Source organism: Rhodococcus sp. Q1 (genome assembly GCF_004153645.1).
Taxonomy (GTDB): domain Bacteria; phylum Actinomycetota; class Actinomycetes; order Mycobacteriales; family Mycobacteriaceae; genus Rhodococcus; species Rhodococcus gordoniae.
This window is the reverse complement of sequence record NZ_SDMJ01000016.1, coordinates 1-15,290: the sequence shown is the minus strand read 5'-3', so window position 1 is coordinate 15,290 and position 15,290 is coordinate 1. Positions and strand designations below refer to the sequence as shown.

Annotated in this window: 13 protein-coding genes; 1 reads left to right on the top strand and 12 read right to left on the bottom strand. The window is 68.5% G+C overall.

From position 1 onward, the window contains the following. Positions 1-24: 24 nt before the first annotated feature. The 12 genes from EQ874_RS22705 to mftE form a co-directional block, all read right to left on the bottom strand. Positions 25-375 (bottom strand): hypothetical protein, encoded by a 351-nt coding sequence (locus tag EQ874_RS22705; protein ID WP_064062529.1) that lies wholly within the window; start codon positions 373-375, stop codon positions 25-27. 65 nt (positions 376-440) lie between these two features. After that, positions 441-2,402, bottom strand: coding sequence for an acetoacetate--CoA ligase (locus tag EQ874_RS22700; protein ID WP_129978267.1), 1,962 nt, complete (start codon positions 2,400-2,402; stop codon positions 441-443). A 167-nt stretch (positions 2,403-2,569) separates the two neighbouring features. Beyond that, on the bottom strand, positions 2,570-2,839 hold the full coding sequence (locus tag EQ874_RS22695; protein ID WP_016932945.1) for a GlsB/YeaQ/YmgE family stress response membrane protein: 270 nt from the start codon (positions 2,837-2,839) through the stop codon (positions 2,570-2,572). Positions 2,840-2,984: 145 nt separating this feature from the next. Then, entirely contained in the window at positions 2,985-4,652 is a 1,668-nt protein-coding gene (locus tag EQ874_RS22690) for an AMP-binding protein (RefSeq protein ID WP_129978266.1), read from the bottom strand. 98 nt (positions 4,653-4,750) lie between these two features. Further along, positions 4,751-6,058 (bottom strand): MFS transporter, encoded by a 1,308-nt coding sequence (locus EQ874_RS22685; protein WP_242496896.1) that lies wholly within the window; start codon positions 6,056-6,058, stop codon positions 4,751-4,753. Positions 6,059-6,320: 262 nt separating this feature from the next. Further along, a complete protein-coding gene (locus EQ874_RS22680; RefSeq protein ID WP_129978270.1) occupies positions 6,321-6,869 on the bottom strand; it encodes a hypothetical protein in 549 nt (182 codons plus the stop codon). Between the two features lie 141 nt (positions 6,870-7,010). Continuing rightward, positions 7,011-7,541: a DUF779 domain-containing protein gene (locus EQ874_RS22675; RefSeq protein ID WP_064062532.1), complete on the bottom strand. Its 531-nt coding sequence runs from the start codon at positions 7,539-7,541 to the stop codon at positions 7,011-7,013. Between the two features lie 87 nt (positions 7,542-7,628). Then, a complete protein-coding gene (adh, locus tag EQ874_RS22670) occupies positions 7,629-9,152 on the bottom strand; it encodes an aldehyde dehydrogenase (RefSeq protein ID WP_026003462.1) in 1,524 nt (507 codons plus the stop codon). A gap of 66 nt (positions 9,153-9,218) precedes the next feature. Continuing rightward, positions 9,219-10,517 carry a helix-turn-helix domain-containing protein gene (locus EQ874_RS22665; RefSeq protein ID WP_129978264.1) on the bottom strand — a complete coding sequence of 433 codons (1,299 nt, stop codon included), beginning with the start codon at positions 10,515-10,517 and terminating at the stop codon, positions 9,219-9,221. 36 nt (positions 10,518-10,553) lie between these two features. Then, positions 10,554-12,014 (bottom strand): mycofactocin system GMC family oxidoreductase MftG, encoded by a 1,461-nt coding sequence (mftG, locus tag EQ874_RS22660; protein ID WP_129978263.1) that lies wholly within the window; start codon positions 12,012-12,014, stop codon positions 10,554-10,556. A 1-nt stretch (position 12,015) separates the two neighbouring features. Further along, positions 12,016-13,449, bottom strand: a complete 1,434-nt coding sequence (gene mftF, locus EQ874_RS22655; RefSeq protein WP_129978262.1) for a mycofactocin biosynthesis glycosyltransferase MftF — start codon at positions 13,447-13,449, stop codon at positions 12,016-12,018. Continuing rightward, entirely contained in the window at positions 13,446-14,129 is a 684-nt protein-coding gene (gene mftE, locus EQ874_RS22650; protein ID WP_037222272.1) for a mycofactocin biosynthesis peptidyl-dipeptidase MftE, read from the bottom strand. The genes mftF and mftE overlap by 4 nt, the downstream gene beginning before the upstream one ends. Positions 14,130-14,226: 97 nt before the next feature. Here mftE and EQ874_RS22645 point away from each other — a divergent pair, with 97 nt between their 5' ends. Beyond that, entirely contained in the window at positions 14,227-15,210 is a 984-nt protein-coding gene (locus EQ874_RS22645) for a GNAT family N-acetyltransferase (protein WP_129978261.1), read from the top strand. The last annotated feature ends 80 nt before the right edge of the window (positions 15,211-15,290 follow it).

The window sequence follows — 15,290 nt, the reverse complement described above, 5'->3', positions numbered from 1 at the left end:
CGGCTGTCACCCGAGTGCGGACGATCACGTCCACGCCACGGCGATGATCACATTGAGAATGCCCAGACCACCGGCGACGTGGGCGAGGGTCGCGGTCGAGCCGGGGTTCTGCTTCTCCTTCTTCATGCCGACGATCGCGACGACGAGGATGGCGAGGGCGACCAGCAGCTTGATGCCGATCTTCATGTGGTCGAGGTCCGCGTCGTTCGCTTCGTTCAGTCCGACCAGCGCCAGACCCGAGACGACCTGCAGGATGGCGCCGTGCAGCATGCCCGCGACGACACGCGGATCCTTGATGACCGCGAGCCACGAGCCGATGATGCCGGCGAGACCGATGAAGTGCAGGATCAGGAAGATCTTGATAGCGATGTCCATGGGCGCAATCCGACCATTCGGGACGGGGACTGTCCAGTTAGGCGACACTCATGGTGTGCCCTGGATCACGCCTGGTCGCGGTACCAGTCGAGCAGGTCGGGTTCGTCGATCGCGGTGCGGTCGACGACGCGGCCGGGATCGGCTCCCTGCAGGATTCGTTTGAGCGGCACCTCGAGTTTCTTTCCGGTGCGGGTGTGCGGTACGCCGGGTGCGGCGACGATCTCGTCCGGTACGTGCCGCGGGGAGGCGTGTTCGCGCACGGCCGTGCGGATACGTTCCTTCAGATCTTCGGTGAGTGCGGCGCCGTCGGCAAGGACGACGAACAGCGGCATGCGGTACGTGCCGTCGGGTTGTTCGATGCCGAGGACGAGCGACTCGACGACCTCGGGCAGGTTCTCCACGGCCTGGTAGATATCGGCACTGCCCATCCGCACACCGTGGCGGTTGAGGGTGGAGTCGGACCTGCCGTGCATCTCGAAGGTTCCGCGCTCGGTGATCGTGATCCAGTCGCCGTGGCGCCACACGCCCGGATAGACGGAGAAGTAGGCGTCGCGGTAGCGACTGCCGTCCGGGTCGTTCCAGAACCGCACGGGCATGGACGGCATGGGGACGGTCACCACGAGTTCTCCGACCTCTCCGCGCACCGGCCGGCCCCCTTCGTCGAACGCGTCGACGGCCACACCGAGGCAGGGCACCGAGATCTCCCCCGGCCACACGGGCACCGTGGGGACGGCGCCGACGAAGGCCGTCACGACGTCGGTCCCGCCGGAGATCGACATCACCTGCACGTGCTCGCCGGCGTTGTCCGACAGCCACGCCGACGACGAGGCGGGCAGCGTCGCCCCGGTGACCCCGACCGCGCGGAGGGCCGACAGATCGTGGTCCGCCTGCGGGACGACACCGGCCTTGATACACGCCAGCACGTAGCCGGGGCTCGTCCCCAGCACCGTGACGTGTTCGTCGGCGGCGATCCGCCACAGGCGGTCGACCTCGGGGTGGGACGGGGCGCCGTCGTAGGTGACGACGGTGCACCCCACGAGCAGCCCCGACAGCAGGAAGTTCCACATCATCCAACTCGGGCCGGTGTACCAGAAGAAGCGGTCGCCGGGTCGGAGATCGAGGTGCAGCGACAACGCCTTCAGGTGCTCGAGCAGCACACCACCGTGGCCGTGCACCAAGCCTTTCGGTGGGCCGGTGGTGCCGGAGGAGAAGACCACCCACAACGGATGGTCGAAGGGAACGGGCAGGGGTTCGAGAGCGGCGTCGCCGGAGACGGCGTCCCGCCAGTCCAGAACGGTCCCGGTCTGCCCGGACGTGTCGAACCCGGACGTGTCGAACGATGTCTCACCCTCCGACACGACGACCGTCAGGGCGAGGCCGGGCATCGCGGCGCGGAGTACGTCCACCTCGTCGACGCGGTCGTACCGGCGACCTGCATACCGGTAACCGGTCGCCGTGACGAGTGCTCGTGGTTCGAGCCGGCCCAGACGGTCGATCGCCGCGGGTGCGGCGTAGTCCTGTCCGCATCCGGCCCAGACCGCACCGATACTCGCCGTGGCGAGCAGGGCGACGATCGCTTCGGGGATGTTGGGCAGGTAACCGACGACACGATCACCCTCCCCCACCCCGTGCGCGCGGAGCGTCGCGGCGAGCGCGGCCGTCCGGCGTTCGAGTTCGGACCAGCAGACCTCGCGGCGGTGTCCCTCCTCGTCGAGGTGGACGACGGCGGCCTCGTCGGGCGGACGCTCACGGAAGACGTACTCGGCGAAGTTCAGTCGCGCTCCCGGGAACCACATGGCGCCGGGCATGGAGGCGTCCGCGAGAGCAGGGCCGGGGTCGGTGTGGGAGACGACGTCGAAGGCGTCCCACACGGCCTGCCAGAATGCGCCGGGCTCGTCGACGGACCACTGCCACAACGCCCGGTAGCCGGGCAGGTCGAGCCCGTGTCTGCCCTCCACGAACCGGGTGAACCCGGTGACGTTCGCCTCCTCGACGTCGACGTCGCTCGGGATCCATTGCGGTTCCACCACTGTTCACCTCCCCGTCCGGGACCACCTCTGCGCACGTGGTCCGGGAGCGCATCCAGGCACGGCCGGAGGCTCCGCCCGGACCGGCCGAGGACCGTCGTGCACGGGCGACTGCCGGTACACGACGTTCGCGGCGTCCGAGCGGAGCCCCGCGCGACGACTCGCAGCTATCGCCGCTCGCGCGTCGCAGACGTGTAGATGAGGGTGAGCACCACAGCGACGGCGATGGAGATGATCCAGCGGATCCAGTCGATGCCGGAGGTGTTCTCGTTACCTTCGGACGAGATCAGACCCCAGATCCAGTAACCGATCAGCGCACCGATGATGCCGATGACGATGGTGATGAGCATCCCCATCGCCTGCTTACCGGGGATCACCAACCGGGCGAGGATACCGATGACTGCGCCGAAGATGATCGTGCCGATGATCTGTCCCATGGTGAGCCTCTCTGTTCGGCGCCGCACCCGGGGCGGCGCAACCTCGACGACCATGTACCCCATCAGTGTCGATCATGAACGTCTCACACGAGGCGGATTCGACGTGCCTTTCGAGTGAACATCCTTCTCCGGCAGGGCCGTGGTCTCACCGGCCCCCGTCCGCTCGTGTCGCCTCGAGCAAGGCGATCGCCTGCTCGCGCATCTCCACCTTGCGGACCTTCCCGGTCACCGTCATCGGGAACTCCTCGACCACGTGCACATAGCGCGGGATCTTGTAGTGGGCGAGCTTTCCGGTGCAGAACGTCCGGAGCGAATCGGCATCGAGCGGTTCGGCGCCCTCGCGCATCCGGATCCACGCCATGAGTTCCTCGCCGTACTTCGTGTCGGGCACGCCGACTACCTGGGCGTCGAGGATGTCCGGATGGGTGTAGAGGAATTCCTCGATCTCGCGGGGATAGATGTTCTCGCCTCCCCTGATGACCATGTCCTTGATCCGGCCGGTCACCGAGACGTATCCGTCCTCGTCCATGACGCCGATGTCACCGGTGTGCATCCATCGGCCCGCGTCGATCGCCTCGGCGGTCTTGTCGGGCTGATCCCAGTAGCCGAGCATCACCGAATAGCCGCGAGTGCACAGTTCACCGGGCTCCCCCCGCGGCACGGTCAGCCCGGTGACCGGGTCGACGATCTTGACCTCGAGATGCGGGCCGACACGCCCGACGGTACTCACCCGCCGTTCGATGCTGTCGTCGCTGCGGGTCTGCGTGGACACCGGCGAGGTCTCGGTCATGCCGTAGCAGATGGAGACCTCGCTCATGCCCATCCGGTCGATCACCTGCTTCATCACCTCCACCGGACACGGCGATCCCGCCATGATTCCGGTCCGCAGACTCGACAGGTCGTAGTTCTCGAATCCGGGGTCGGCCAGTTCGGCGATGAACATCGTCGGCACCCCGTACAGCGACGTGCACTTCTCCGCGGCGACCGCACCGAGCGTCGCGGCGGGGTCGAATCCCGGCGCCGGCAACACGATGGTCGCGCCGTGACTCGTGCACGCGAGGTTGCCCATCGTCATCCCGAAGCAGTGGTACAGCGGCACGGGAATACACACGCGGTCGTGTTCGGTGTAGTGGCACAGCTCGCCGACGAAGAAACCGTTGTTGAGCACGTTGTGGTGACTGAGAGTGGCGCCCTTGGGGAAACCGGTGGTGCCCGAGGTGTACTGGATGTTGATGGGATCGTCGGGCGACAGGGCCGCCTGGGCCGCGTCGAGCGATGCCCGGTCCTCGGCGAGCGCAGCGCGACCGGTGTCGACGAGGTCGTCCCACCGCGGCGAGTCGAGGAGGACGACGTCCTCGAGATCGGGACAGTTGGGCCGGACGGTCTCGATCATCTGCGCGTAGTCGGAGGTCTTGAACGTCGGGGCGGACACCAGCATCCGAATGCCCGCCTGCTCGAGCACGTACTGCAGCTCGTGCGACCGGTAGGCGGGATTGATGTTGACGAGGATCGCTCCGATCTTCGCCGTCGCGTACTGCACGAGCACCCACTGCCAGCAGTTGGGCGCCCAGATGCCGACGCGGTCGCCCTTGACGATGCCCGACCGCAGCATGCCGAGCGCGAGCACGTCGACATCCTCGACGAATTCGGTGTAACTCCAGCGCTTTCCGGCGGCGGAATCGACAAGCGCCTCACGGTCGCCGAAGCGGGCGGCGGTGCGGTCGAGGTTGTCGCCGATGGTGTCGCCGAGCAACGGGACATCCCAGGCACCCTGGGTGTAGCTCGGCAGACGGTCGACGTCGAGGCCGGACATCGCATTCTCCTTCTCGAGACGGGGATACGGCTGTGGTGGCGGTCGTCGGGATGCTGCCGGACGACCGCCACCGGGGGGTGGATCGGTGGGGCGGTGGATCAGAGGGCCCGGTCGCGGGTCTCCACGAGCGCCGCGGTGCAGACCAGGCTCACGAGGCCGATTCCGGCCAGCATGATCCCGATCGCGATGCCGCCGTAGGAGGCGGCGAGCGGGGCGGCGATCATCGGCGGGATGGCGCCGCCGAGGACACCGGCGAAGTTGTAGCCGAGACCGGCACCGGTGTAGCGGTAGCGGGTCGCGAACATCTCGGGCAGCAGTGCTCCGCACGGCCCGTAGGCGACACCGAAGATCGCGAGGGTGATCATCATTCCGAGCACGAACGCGATCGGTGAACCGGTGTCGAGGAGCGGGAACAACACCAGTGCCCAGACCACGGAGAACGCGCACGAGACCATGATGACCTTCCGGCGCCCGACGCGGTCGGAATACAGCGCGGACAGCACGATCGCGAGACCGAACACCAGCGACGAGGCGATACCCACCATGAGGACGAACGGCCGGTCGAACCCGAGCTTCGAGGTTGCGTAGCTGGTCAGGTAGGCCGTGCCCATGTAGAAGAAGGCGAACATGATGGCCAGCGCACCGCCGGCGAGGAAGATCTCCTTGGCCTGGTAGCGCAGCGCGTCGAGGAAGGGCAGCCGGCGCGGGGCCTGGGCCTCCTCGCCCGGGGTGTTACGACGGGCTTCCTGTTCTGTACGGAGGCGAGCCTCCTGATCTGCGCGGAAGACGGGGGTTTCTTCGATGGCGAGGCGCATGTAGAGGCCGATGCCCACCAGAACGATGCTGAGCAGGAACGGGATCCGCCAGCCGTAGTTCAGGAAGGCGTCGTTGGTGTCGCCGAGGGCGAGACCGGTGAACAGGAAGGTGCCGCTCGACAGTGCGAAGGCGATGGCGGGACCGAGCTGCGGGAACATCGCATACAGACCGCGTTGACCCGGTGGCGCGTATTCGGCGGTGAGCAGCGTCGCGCCGGCCCACTCGCCGCCCACGGCGAATCCTTGTGCGAAGCGCAACAGCACGAGGATGATCGGGGCGGCGACACCGATGGTCTCGGCGCCGGGCAGAAGACCGATGAGCAGCGTGGAGATGCCCATCAGCAGCAGCGTGGAGATGAGTGTCTTCTTGCGGCCGATGCGATCACCGAAGTGCCCGAACAGCATTGCACCCACGGGGCGGGCGATGAACGCGACCGCGAAGGTCGCGAAGGAGGCGACGGTACCCGCGGTCGATCCGAGCGCCGGGAAGAAGACCGTCGGGAAGACGAGCGCGGCAGCGGTGCCGTAGATGAAGAAGTCGTAGAATTCGATCGTCGTGCCCATGCAACTGGCCACGGCGACGCGCCGGATACCGGGCCCGTCCTTCTTCTGCCCCGCGCGGCGGGGCGCGGTTGAGTCGGGACGGGAACGTCCCACCGGTCCGGCGACGGGGGGTTCGGCAGCCCCCGGGGTCGACACACTGGTCACGTGAGTCCTCCGTTGTCCGTTCGAACCGCGGGCGTGGTCGCCTCCGCGGATGAACGAAACGTAGTGATTCCGGTCACCCCTTCACCACCCCCGGAAGGGGGTGGGGGTGACCGGCATCACATAGTATGCCGAACGAACGACATTGTCAGCGTCCGGCGGCGCCCGCGATCTCCCGGCGCATCTCGCTCCACACGGAGGCGTAGGAGTCGATGTTGGCCGCGGTGGCCCACGCGAGCGAGCCGCCCTTGATCTTCTCCAGGGCCTCGGCGAACAGATCCTGGTAGCGCGACAGTCGCGGCACGAACGCCGATACGTCGTCGAACAGGCTCTGCGCCTGCCGGTCGAGGGCGATGAGGCCGTCGACGAATCCGTCGGAGTCCGCGTTCTCGAGGAGCGTGGCCAGTTCCTCGTCGAGGGGGAGGAACCGGTCGTAGAGATCCGAGATCGAATCCTCGTCGATGGAGACCCGCTCCGCGTCGAGCTGGTCGTTCAGCTCGGAGGAGCCCTTGTCGGTGAGACTGATGCCGCCGTCGTTCTCCGCGGCCTTGCCCTGCTCGAGGAGCGCGGTCACCGCGGCCTGGCCGGCCGCCACCGAGACACCGAGGTGCGCGGCGAGCACCTCTGCCGTGACCTGCTTCTTCAGACGCACCGTCTGCAGCAGTGCCAGTTCGTCCACGTTGCCTGCGAAGGCCATCGCCCACTCCTCGCCGCACCCACCGGGCGCCCACATCGTCATCCGGAATCCGGACGGATTCCGTCCCGATTCTGACGCACCCGGGCAGCCGGCCGGGGAGTCACCCTCCTCGGCGGGATCTCGAGGTCGGACGAGCGTGGATCACGGGGACAGGCCGGGCACCGGACACGCGTCGGCGGCCTCGGCGACCACGGTCGGCGTATCGGACGCGGCGGGCTGGTCACCGGCCTCCCGGTCGCGGCCGGTCCGCGGCCGGTCGGTTTCGAGAAGCGCCAGTTCGTCGGGGGTGAACGCGCGCCCCCTGCTGAGGAAACGCACTCCCTCCGGGCTCTCGAGACTGAACCCGGAGCCGCGTCCGGGCACCACGTCGAGGACGAGACAGGTGTGCTTCCACGCCTCGAACTGCGAACCGGAGATCCACACCGGCACAGCGTCGGCACCGACCGGCCGATCGGCGCGGGTCTCCCCCGCCCCGAGACGCAGATCGAGGACTCCGAGGAGGACGTCACGGTCGCCGACGAGGAACTCACCGTCGGGATAACACATCGGCGCGGAGCCGTCGCAGCATCCGCCGGACTGGTGCATCATGAGCGGTCCGGTGCGCTGCGCGAGGCGGCGCAGCAGTGCGACGGCGTCGACGGTCGCCACGAGGCGTGGGACGGTCACAGACATGCCCTTTCCGTTGGGTGCACGGTGCTCGGTGCGTATGGCGACGGCGCCTGCCACGTCGTGCGGACGTGACAGGCGCCGAAGTGTGCATCAGAAGAAGCCCTGTGCCTTGGGAGCGTAGGACACCAGGAGGTTCTTCGTCTGCTGGTAGTGGTCGAGCATCATGTGGTGGTTCTCGCGGCCGATGCCGGACTGCTTGTACCCACCGAAGGCCGCGTGCGCGGGGTACTGGTGGTAGGTGTTCGTCCACACCCGGCCGGCCTGGATGGCGCGACCGGCACGGTAGGCGACACCACCGTCGCGGGACCAGACGCCGGCACCGAGACCGTAAAGGGTGTCGTTGGCGATCGAGATCGCGTCGTCGAAATCACCGAAGGACGTCACGGACACGACCGGGCCGAAGATCTCCTCCTGGAAGATGCGCATCGTGTTGTCGCCCTGGAAGATCGTCGGCTGCACGTAGTAGCCGCCCGAGAGGTCGCCGCCGAGATCGGCGCGCTCACCACCGGTGATGACCTTGGCACCCTCGCTCTTGCCGATCTCGATGTACGACAGGATCTTCTCGAGCTGATCGTTCGACGCCTGGGCGCCGATCATCGTGTCGGTGTCGAGCGGGTCGCCCTGGCGGACGGCCTTGGTACGGACCGCGGCAAGCGAGAGGAAGTCGTCGAAGATGTCCTGCTGGATCAGTGCACGAGACGGGCACGTGCACACCTCGCCCTGGTTGAGGGCGAACATCGTGAAGCCTTCGAGGGCCTTGTCCTGGTAGTCGTCGTTCGCCGACAGCACGTCGGAGAAGAAGATGTTGGGGCTCTTGCCGCCGAGCTCGAGGGTCACCGGGATCAGGTTCTGCGAGGCGTACTGCATGATCAGCCGGCCCGTGGTGGTCTCACCGGTGAACGCGATCTTGCGGATGCGCGGGCTCGATGCGAGAGGCTTGCCGGCTTCGACACCGAAACCGTTGACGATGTTGATCACCCCGGGCGGCAGCAGGTCGCCGATGATCGAGATCAGGTGCAGGATCGACGCCGGGGTCTGCTCGGCCGGCTTGAGGACGACGGCGTTGCCGGCGGCCAGGGCGGGTGCCAGCTTCCACACGGCCATGAGGATCGGGAAGTTCCACGGGATGATCTGGCCGACGACACCGAGCGGCTCGTGGAAGTGGTAAGCGACCGTCTCGGAGTCGATCTCGGAGATCGACCCTTCTTGCGCGCGAATGGCTCCCGCGAAGTAACGGAAGTGGTCGATCGCGAGCGGGATGTCGGCGTTGAGAGTCTCGCGGATGGGCTTGCCGTTGTCCCACGACTCGGCGAGGGCGATCGATTCGAGGTTCTCCTCGATGCGGTCGGCGATCTTGTTGAGGATCAGCGCGCGTTCGGCGGGCGACGTCCTGCCCCAGGCCGGTGCGGCGGCATGGGCAGCGTCGAGCGCGAGTTCGATGTCTTCCTCGGTGCCGCGAGCGACCTCGGTGAACACCTGGCCGGTGACGGGGGTGACGTTCTCGAAGTACTCCCCCTTCACAGGCGGCACCCACTGGCCGCCGATCCAGTTGTCGTACCGGGACTGGAACGACATGAGGGCGTCGGGCGAACCGGGACGGGCGTACACGGTCATGTGCATCTCCTGCAGCGTCGAGCGGTCGGTATGTGATCCGGAACACTACGGACGCGAGGGTTGCAACTACGTTGCGAGCAGCCTGTCCAATCGGGTCACTGTGGCGTCGACCTGCGCGAAGCGGGGTGATCGAGGATCGATCGAGGCCCGGTAGGCCGCCCACGCGGTGATGTCCTCGCGGCCGTGGACGGACGAAGTCCACTGTGCGAGCAGGTGCTCGTCTCCGCAGCGCAGCAGTGCGGCCCGCACCCCCGTGCGGAGTTCGTCGCGGATCTCCTCGACGCCCGGCGCCACCGAGCCGGGCAGGATCTCACCGGCGCACAGACGCACCGCCGAGGCCACGTCGCCGCGGTCGAGCGCGCGGCGCACATCCGCGACGTCGGTGTCGAGCACGGTCAGCAACCGGTAGGGCCGTGAGCCGAGATGTTCCGCCCCGAGCACCTTGCGCAGACGCGACATCTCGGCGCGGATGGTCACCGAGTCCAGCTCGTTCTCGTCGAGCAGCACCGCGAGCCGGTCGGAACTCAGGCCCTCGGGATGATCGGCGAGGATCAGCAGGATCTCGGCGTGCCTGCGGGACAGGCCGACCCGTTCGCCCCCGCGGTGCAGGGCGGGACGCCCGGTGCCGATGGTCTCGATGCGCGGCGTCGCCGAGGAGAGCAGCGGGCGGCCGCTGAGGGCGTGGAGCCGCAGCTCGGCTTCTGCCGCAGCGACCGTGGCGCGGACGAGCTGCAGGACCTCGGGGGCGGCGACGCGGTGCCCGCCGGTGATGTCGATGGCACCGAGGATCCGTCCGCTGGTGGGGTCGTGCACCGGAGCGGCCGAACAACTCCATTCGTGCACCGTGCGGTTGAAATGTTCGGCGCCGAAGATCTGTACCGAATGATCCACGGCGAGAGCGGTTCCCGGCGCGTTGGTGCCGACGCGGTCCTCGCTCCAGTCGGCTCCTTCGACGAAGCTCATCGACAGGGCGCGGTCGCGGGCGGCGTGATCGCCCTCGACCCACAGCAGCCGGCCCTGCCCGTCGGTGATCGCGACCAGCAGTCCGCTGTCGGCGGCGTCCTCGACGAGGAGTTTGCGCACCACCGGGCGGATCAACGACATCGGGTGACCGGCGCGGTACTCCTCGAGTTCGCGCCCGTCGAGCAGCGCGGGTTGTTCGACGACGTCGGGATCGATGCCGCGCTGCAGGCTCCGGCTCCACGAGTCGCGGACCACCGAGCGCACCCCGTCGAGCCGATCCGTGCCGCGTGCGGAGACGAACGTGCCGTGCGCGCGCAGCACCGCACGTGCGTGCGCGGCCACGTCCGCTCCCGGACCCAGTGCCACCCAGGGGTTGGTCGTCGCGATTCCACGATCCGTCATGTACGGGCGCCTCCTCCCCCGCCACTGTAGTCGGGATCACACCGGATACGGCAGTCCGACCTTCGCAGCGGTCGCGACGCGATGGGCGAGCATCACCGCGGTCGCGTGCGGTCCCCGGCTCGGTGCCTGCGGAAACACCGAGGTGTCGACGACGCTCAACCGGTCGGTCCCGCGCACGCGGCACCACTCGTCGACCACGGCGTGCTCGTCGTCGCCCATCCGGCAGGTGCCGGACAGATGCAGCGACGTTCCGAGTCTGCCGTTGCCGGCGTCCACGCTGCCGGTCTCGACGACACCGGCGACGCCTGCGAGCAGATCGGTCGCGAGCCGGACACCCTCCTCCAGGGTCGTCCGGTCGGCCGGGTCCGTCAGGTACCGGTAGTCGAGCAGCGGTGGGCGCCTGGGGTCGCGTTCGTCGAGCACGATGCGTCCGCGGCTGCGCGGGCGGGTCAGGACGACGCCGAGGACCGGATCCGGAACGCCGCTGCCGGGGATCGCCGCGCCGAAAGACGCGGTGTACGGACGCACTTCGAGGTTCTCGGTGTGCAGGACCGTCTCGAGCAGCACCGTGTGCGGCGGGAGACCCGGGCGGAACCGGTACGGGACGGTGAACTCCGGATGGTCGGAGAATTCGCGGCCCACCCCGGGAAGGTCGTGCAGCGGGTCGATGCCGAGCCGTCGCAGTTCGTCGGCCGGGCCGATGCCGGAGAGCATCAGCAACTGGGGAGATCTCACCGCGCCCGCGGCGACGATCACGTGCCCGGCCGAGACCGTGCGCGGTCCGTCGGGTCCGGCGATCTCGACACCCCTCGCGCGATCACCGGAGATCACGACGCGGGTCGCGCTCACCCCGCCGGCGACCGTCAGATTCGGCCGGTCCAGGACGGGTTCCAGATACGCGAGGAAGGGGCTCACCCTCGTCCCGTCGCGGACGTTCGACGGGACCGCGCCGACCCCGTCGGGTCCCGGAGCGTTGAGGTCGGCGACGGAAGCGAAACCGGCGCGTTCGGCGGCGTCGGCGAAGGCCCGCGAGAGCGGATGCATCCGGTCGCGCGGTACCCGGGCGACCGGAATCGGACCGGATGCCCCGTGGAGGTCGCCGGTGAAGTCCGCGTCGGTCTCCGTGGCCCGGAAGTACGGAAGCACCTGCTCGTAGGACCACGATGCGGGCCAGGACGCGAAGTCGGCCGGTCGCGCGCGCACGAAATAGGCGCCGTTGACCGCCCCGGATCCGCCGAGCACCCTGCCGCGCGTCACGGTCGCGTCGACGTCGGGGGTCAACCGTGCGGGAAAGCTCGTCGTCCACGGGCTTTCCGGACCCACCGGAAGGACGGCGGCGTCGCGGATCTCCTTCGGAACGGCGGACACCGATCCGAAGACCGCGCCCTCCTCGAGCACCAGCACGGTGCGGTCGGGATCGTCGCTGAGCCGGGCGGCGAGAACGCACCCGCAGCTACCACCCCCGACGATCACCACATCGGCGCGCGCCGGGATCATGTCACTTCCGGATGTCGGGTACGAGCGCCGACGCCGTACGGGCGTCGAACGCACCCTTCCACAACCCTGCTCCGTATGCGAGGTCGTCGAGGCGCTTGTAGAGCAGATAGCGGACAGGATCGAGCCCGCCGCTCTCGCGGTGCGCCTTCCAGTCCCAGATACCTTCGGCCACAGCGAAGGCCAGAACCGCACGGCGAACCTTGCGGGAGAACACCGCTGCGACGACCGTCACCGGCCAGTAGTGCCGGCACACCGCCGACGCCACCTGCCACAGACCACCGGCGAATCCCTGGGCGGTGAGCAGCGCGGCGATGCGGTCGGGCCGGTCGAGTCCGGAGAACATCCGCCGCAACCGCACGAAGGTGACCACCTGCGTCAGCACGGCTGCGATCACCCCGACGCGGGTGAAGGTCGCGATCGCGACACACGCGAGGAGCGTCCAGATCGACATCACCATCGGCGGGACGGAACCCGGATGCCGATCCGCGAGCGGGGCCGCACCGGTGCCGTAGAACGCCTTGCGTGTCAACCACGTCCGGAGACGGGTGCGATGGTCGTGCGCGACCCGCGAGATGGGTTCGTACCGCAACCGCCACCCCGCACCCTGCAGTCGCCGGCACAGATCGACGTCCTCGGCCACGTGCATCGTCTCGTCGAAACCACCGCAGGCGACGAGGGCGTCGCGACGTACGAGCAATGCCGCGCTCGGCACGTACGAGACGGGACCACCCGCGACGACCGCGGACTCCCGGCTGCCGAGATCGAGCGACGACCGTGCGTGCTCGTACTTCGCCAGTGCGCTGCTGTCGGGTTCGAGGGCCACGATGCGTGGCGCGACGAGAGCGACCGCAGGATCGGTGAAATGCCCCAGCGATCGTTCGAGCCAGCCCAGCTGCGGCACCACATCGGAATCGAGGAAGGCGACGAATTCCGTTGTCACCTCCTGCAGTCCGGTGTTGCGGGCCGCCGCCGGCCCGCGTGCGGTCTCGTGCCTGATCACCCGGACTCGACCGCGGGCCGGTGGCTCGACAGGCTTGTCGGATCCGTCGTCGACGACCACGACCTCGTGCCCTTCGACAGCGGCGAGCAGACGGGCGAGGCCCGGCGCATTGTCCTTGACCGGTACGACGACGGTGACGGCGGAACTGGGCGGCAGTTTCGTCGGGCGAGGATTCCCGATACCCGAGTCGAGCAGGCGACGCGCGACCGCGGCACTCCGCGCGTCGACCACCTCGACGAAGTCCTCGTCGATCATGGCCGCGGCGGCGGGTGCGAGTGTCAGCATCCGCGTGGGTGACCCTCCGACGAGGACACGTCCTCCGGCGAAGCTGCGCACGCGAGCGTCGATCCGCACACCGAAACCGTCGGGGAGCCGGGTCGCCCGGGGCTGCGCCGCCTCCGGGGACGTCGCCTGTGGAGTAATCGCCCGACTCACCGAAGCCTTCCTTCCGTTCCCGGCTCCCACCGGGCGACCTGTGCACGCGCCCGCTCGACCAGACTCGCGAACAGGCGCGCGCCGAGTTCTGCGGTGGCCTCGGTAGGGTCTCCCAGCACTCCGTTCGCGGACACCGAGACGATACCGGCTTCGCGCAATCGAGGCATCAGTGCGCCGATCGATTCCGTCGCTCCCACCGCCGCGCGGGCCATGTCGACCGTCCCGGGTGCCAGGTGCAGCATCAGACTCGTCTCGGTGACACCGGCGTGGGCGTCGGACGCGGGCACCGCGCACGGAAGCCAGGCAGCGTCGCGGCCCTCGTAGCGCAGGAGGCTCACCGCCTCGATCAGCGGATAGGCGTTGCCACCGTGCCCGTTGACGAAGACCACCCGTTTCGCCCACCGGCACACCGACCTGCCGTATTCGACGATCAGCGCCTTCGTCACCTCGGCACCGATCGACACGGTACCGGCGAAGCCTTCGTGCTCGCCGCTCGCCCCGTAGGGCAGAGGCGGCGCAAGGACCGTCTCGGGCAGCGCGGCGGCGACAGCGGCTGCGATCCGGGTGTCGGTGTCGAGGGGAAGATGCGGGCCGTGCTGTTCGAGCGCACCGACCGGGACGGCCACCGTCACCCGGCCGGGTTCGATGTCCGTCCAGTAGGCGTCGGCGAGCTCCCGCATCACCGCTCCGATGCTAAGGGTTTCGCGGGCGTGCACGAAACCCGGAGGTCCAGGCAGGCCCGCCCGGACGCCGGGACCGGATCGGTACGCTTTCCCGGTGCTGATCGAACCTCGTCCACTGGACGATCCGGACGTGCTGGCCCTCATCGGCGAAGTTCAGCTCGAATACGTGCGGAGATACGGCGGGCCCGACGACACCGGGCTGTTGCCGCACGAATTCCGGCCCCCGCGCGGCGTGTTCCTCCTGGCGCTGACCGACGGGATCCCGGGCGGGATCGGCGGTTGGCGTGCTCCGGAGCCCTCGCATCGAGGACTGCGCGACGGGGACGCCGAGATCAAGCGGATGTACGTGCGGGCGAACGCGCGGCGCCGCGGTGTGGCCGAACGGGTGCTGGGTGCGCTCGAACGGACCGCGACCGATGCCGGTCGCCGTCGCATGGTCCTCGAGACGGGGAGCGAGCAACCCGAGGCGATCGCGCTGTACGCGAAGGCCGGGTACGTACCGATGACCGAACGGTTCGGCCTCTACGCGCACTCGCCGACGGCGATGTACTACTACAAGGATCTGCCCCCGATCCGTCTGGCCACCGACGACGACCTGCCGGTGCTGCAGGAGATCGAACGCGCAGCGGGGAAGCCCTTCGCCGAGATCGGTATGACCTTCGTGGCCGACGACGATCCCCCGTCCGTCGAGGATCTGCGCGTCCATCGGGACGCGGGTCGCTGCTGGGTGTGGTTCGACGGAGACAGGCTCCCGGTCGCGTATCTCGCGGCCGACATCGTCGACGACGGCGTCCACATCGAGCAGGTGTCGGTGCATCCCGACCACGCGCGTCGCGGTATCGGTTGCATGCTGATCGAGCACGCCGCGGGGTGGGCGCGGGACGCCGGCTTCGGATCCCTGTCGCTGACGACCTACCGCGACGTGCCGTGGAACGGCCCGTACTACGCGCGTCTCGGCTTCCGCACCGTCGCGGACGATGCCCTCTCCCCCGCCCTCGCCCGGATCCGCGCGGAGGAACGGAAACACGGTCTCGACCGCTGGCCGCGGATCGTCATGCGCCGCGAAGTGGAGGCGTAGAAGCTAGGCCGTGTTTCGAAAGTGATCTTGAACCGAGATGGTGCCAGCAGGAGTGTCGCAACAACTGAATGAGTGAAGTC

Bases quoted from the DNA above. Each gene is read 5' to 3' on its own strand.
- EQ874_RS22705 (WP_064062529.1), bottom strand. From the start codon at position 375: ATGGACATCGCTATCAAGATCTTCCTGATCCTGCACTTCATCGGTCTC.
- EQ874_RS22695 (WP_016932945.1), bottom strand. From the start codon at position 2,839: ATGGGACAGATCATCGGCACGATCATCTTCGGCGCAGTCATCGGTATC.
- EQ874_RS22690 (WP_129978266.1), bottom strand. From the start codon at position 4,652: ATGTCCGGCCTCGACGTCGACCGTCTGCCGAGCTACACCCAGGGTGCC.
- EQ874_RS22680 (WP_129978270.1), bottom strand. From the start codon at position 6,869: ATGGCCTTCGCAGGCAACGTGGACGAACTGGCACTGCTGCAGACGGTG.
- EQ874_RS22675 (WP_064062532.1), bottom strand. From the start codon at position 7,541: ATGTCTGTGACCGTCCCACGCCTCGTGGCGACCGTCGACGCCGTCGCA.
- adh (WP_026003462.1), bottom strand. From the start codon at position 9,152: ATGACCGTGTACGCCCGTCCCGGTTCGCCCGACGCCCTCATGTCGTTC.
- EQ874_RS22665 (WP_129978264.1), bottom strand. From the start codon at position 10,517: ATGACGGATCGTGGAATCGCGACGACCAACCCCTGGGTGGCACTGGGT.
- mftG (WP_129978263.1), bottom strand. From the start codon at position 12,014: ATGATCCCGGCGCGCGCCGATGTGGTGATCGTCGGGGGTGGTAGCTGC.
- mftE (WP_037222272.1), bottom strand. From the start codon at position 14,129: ATGCGGGAGCTCGCCGACGCCTACTGGACGGACATCGAACCCGGCCGG.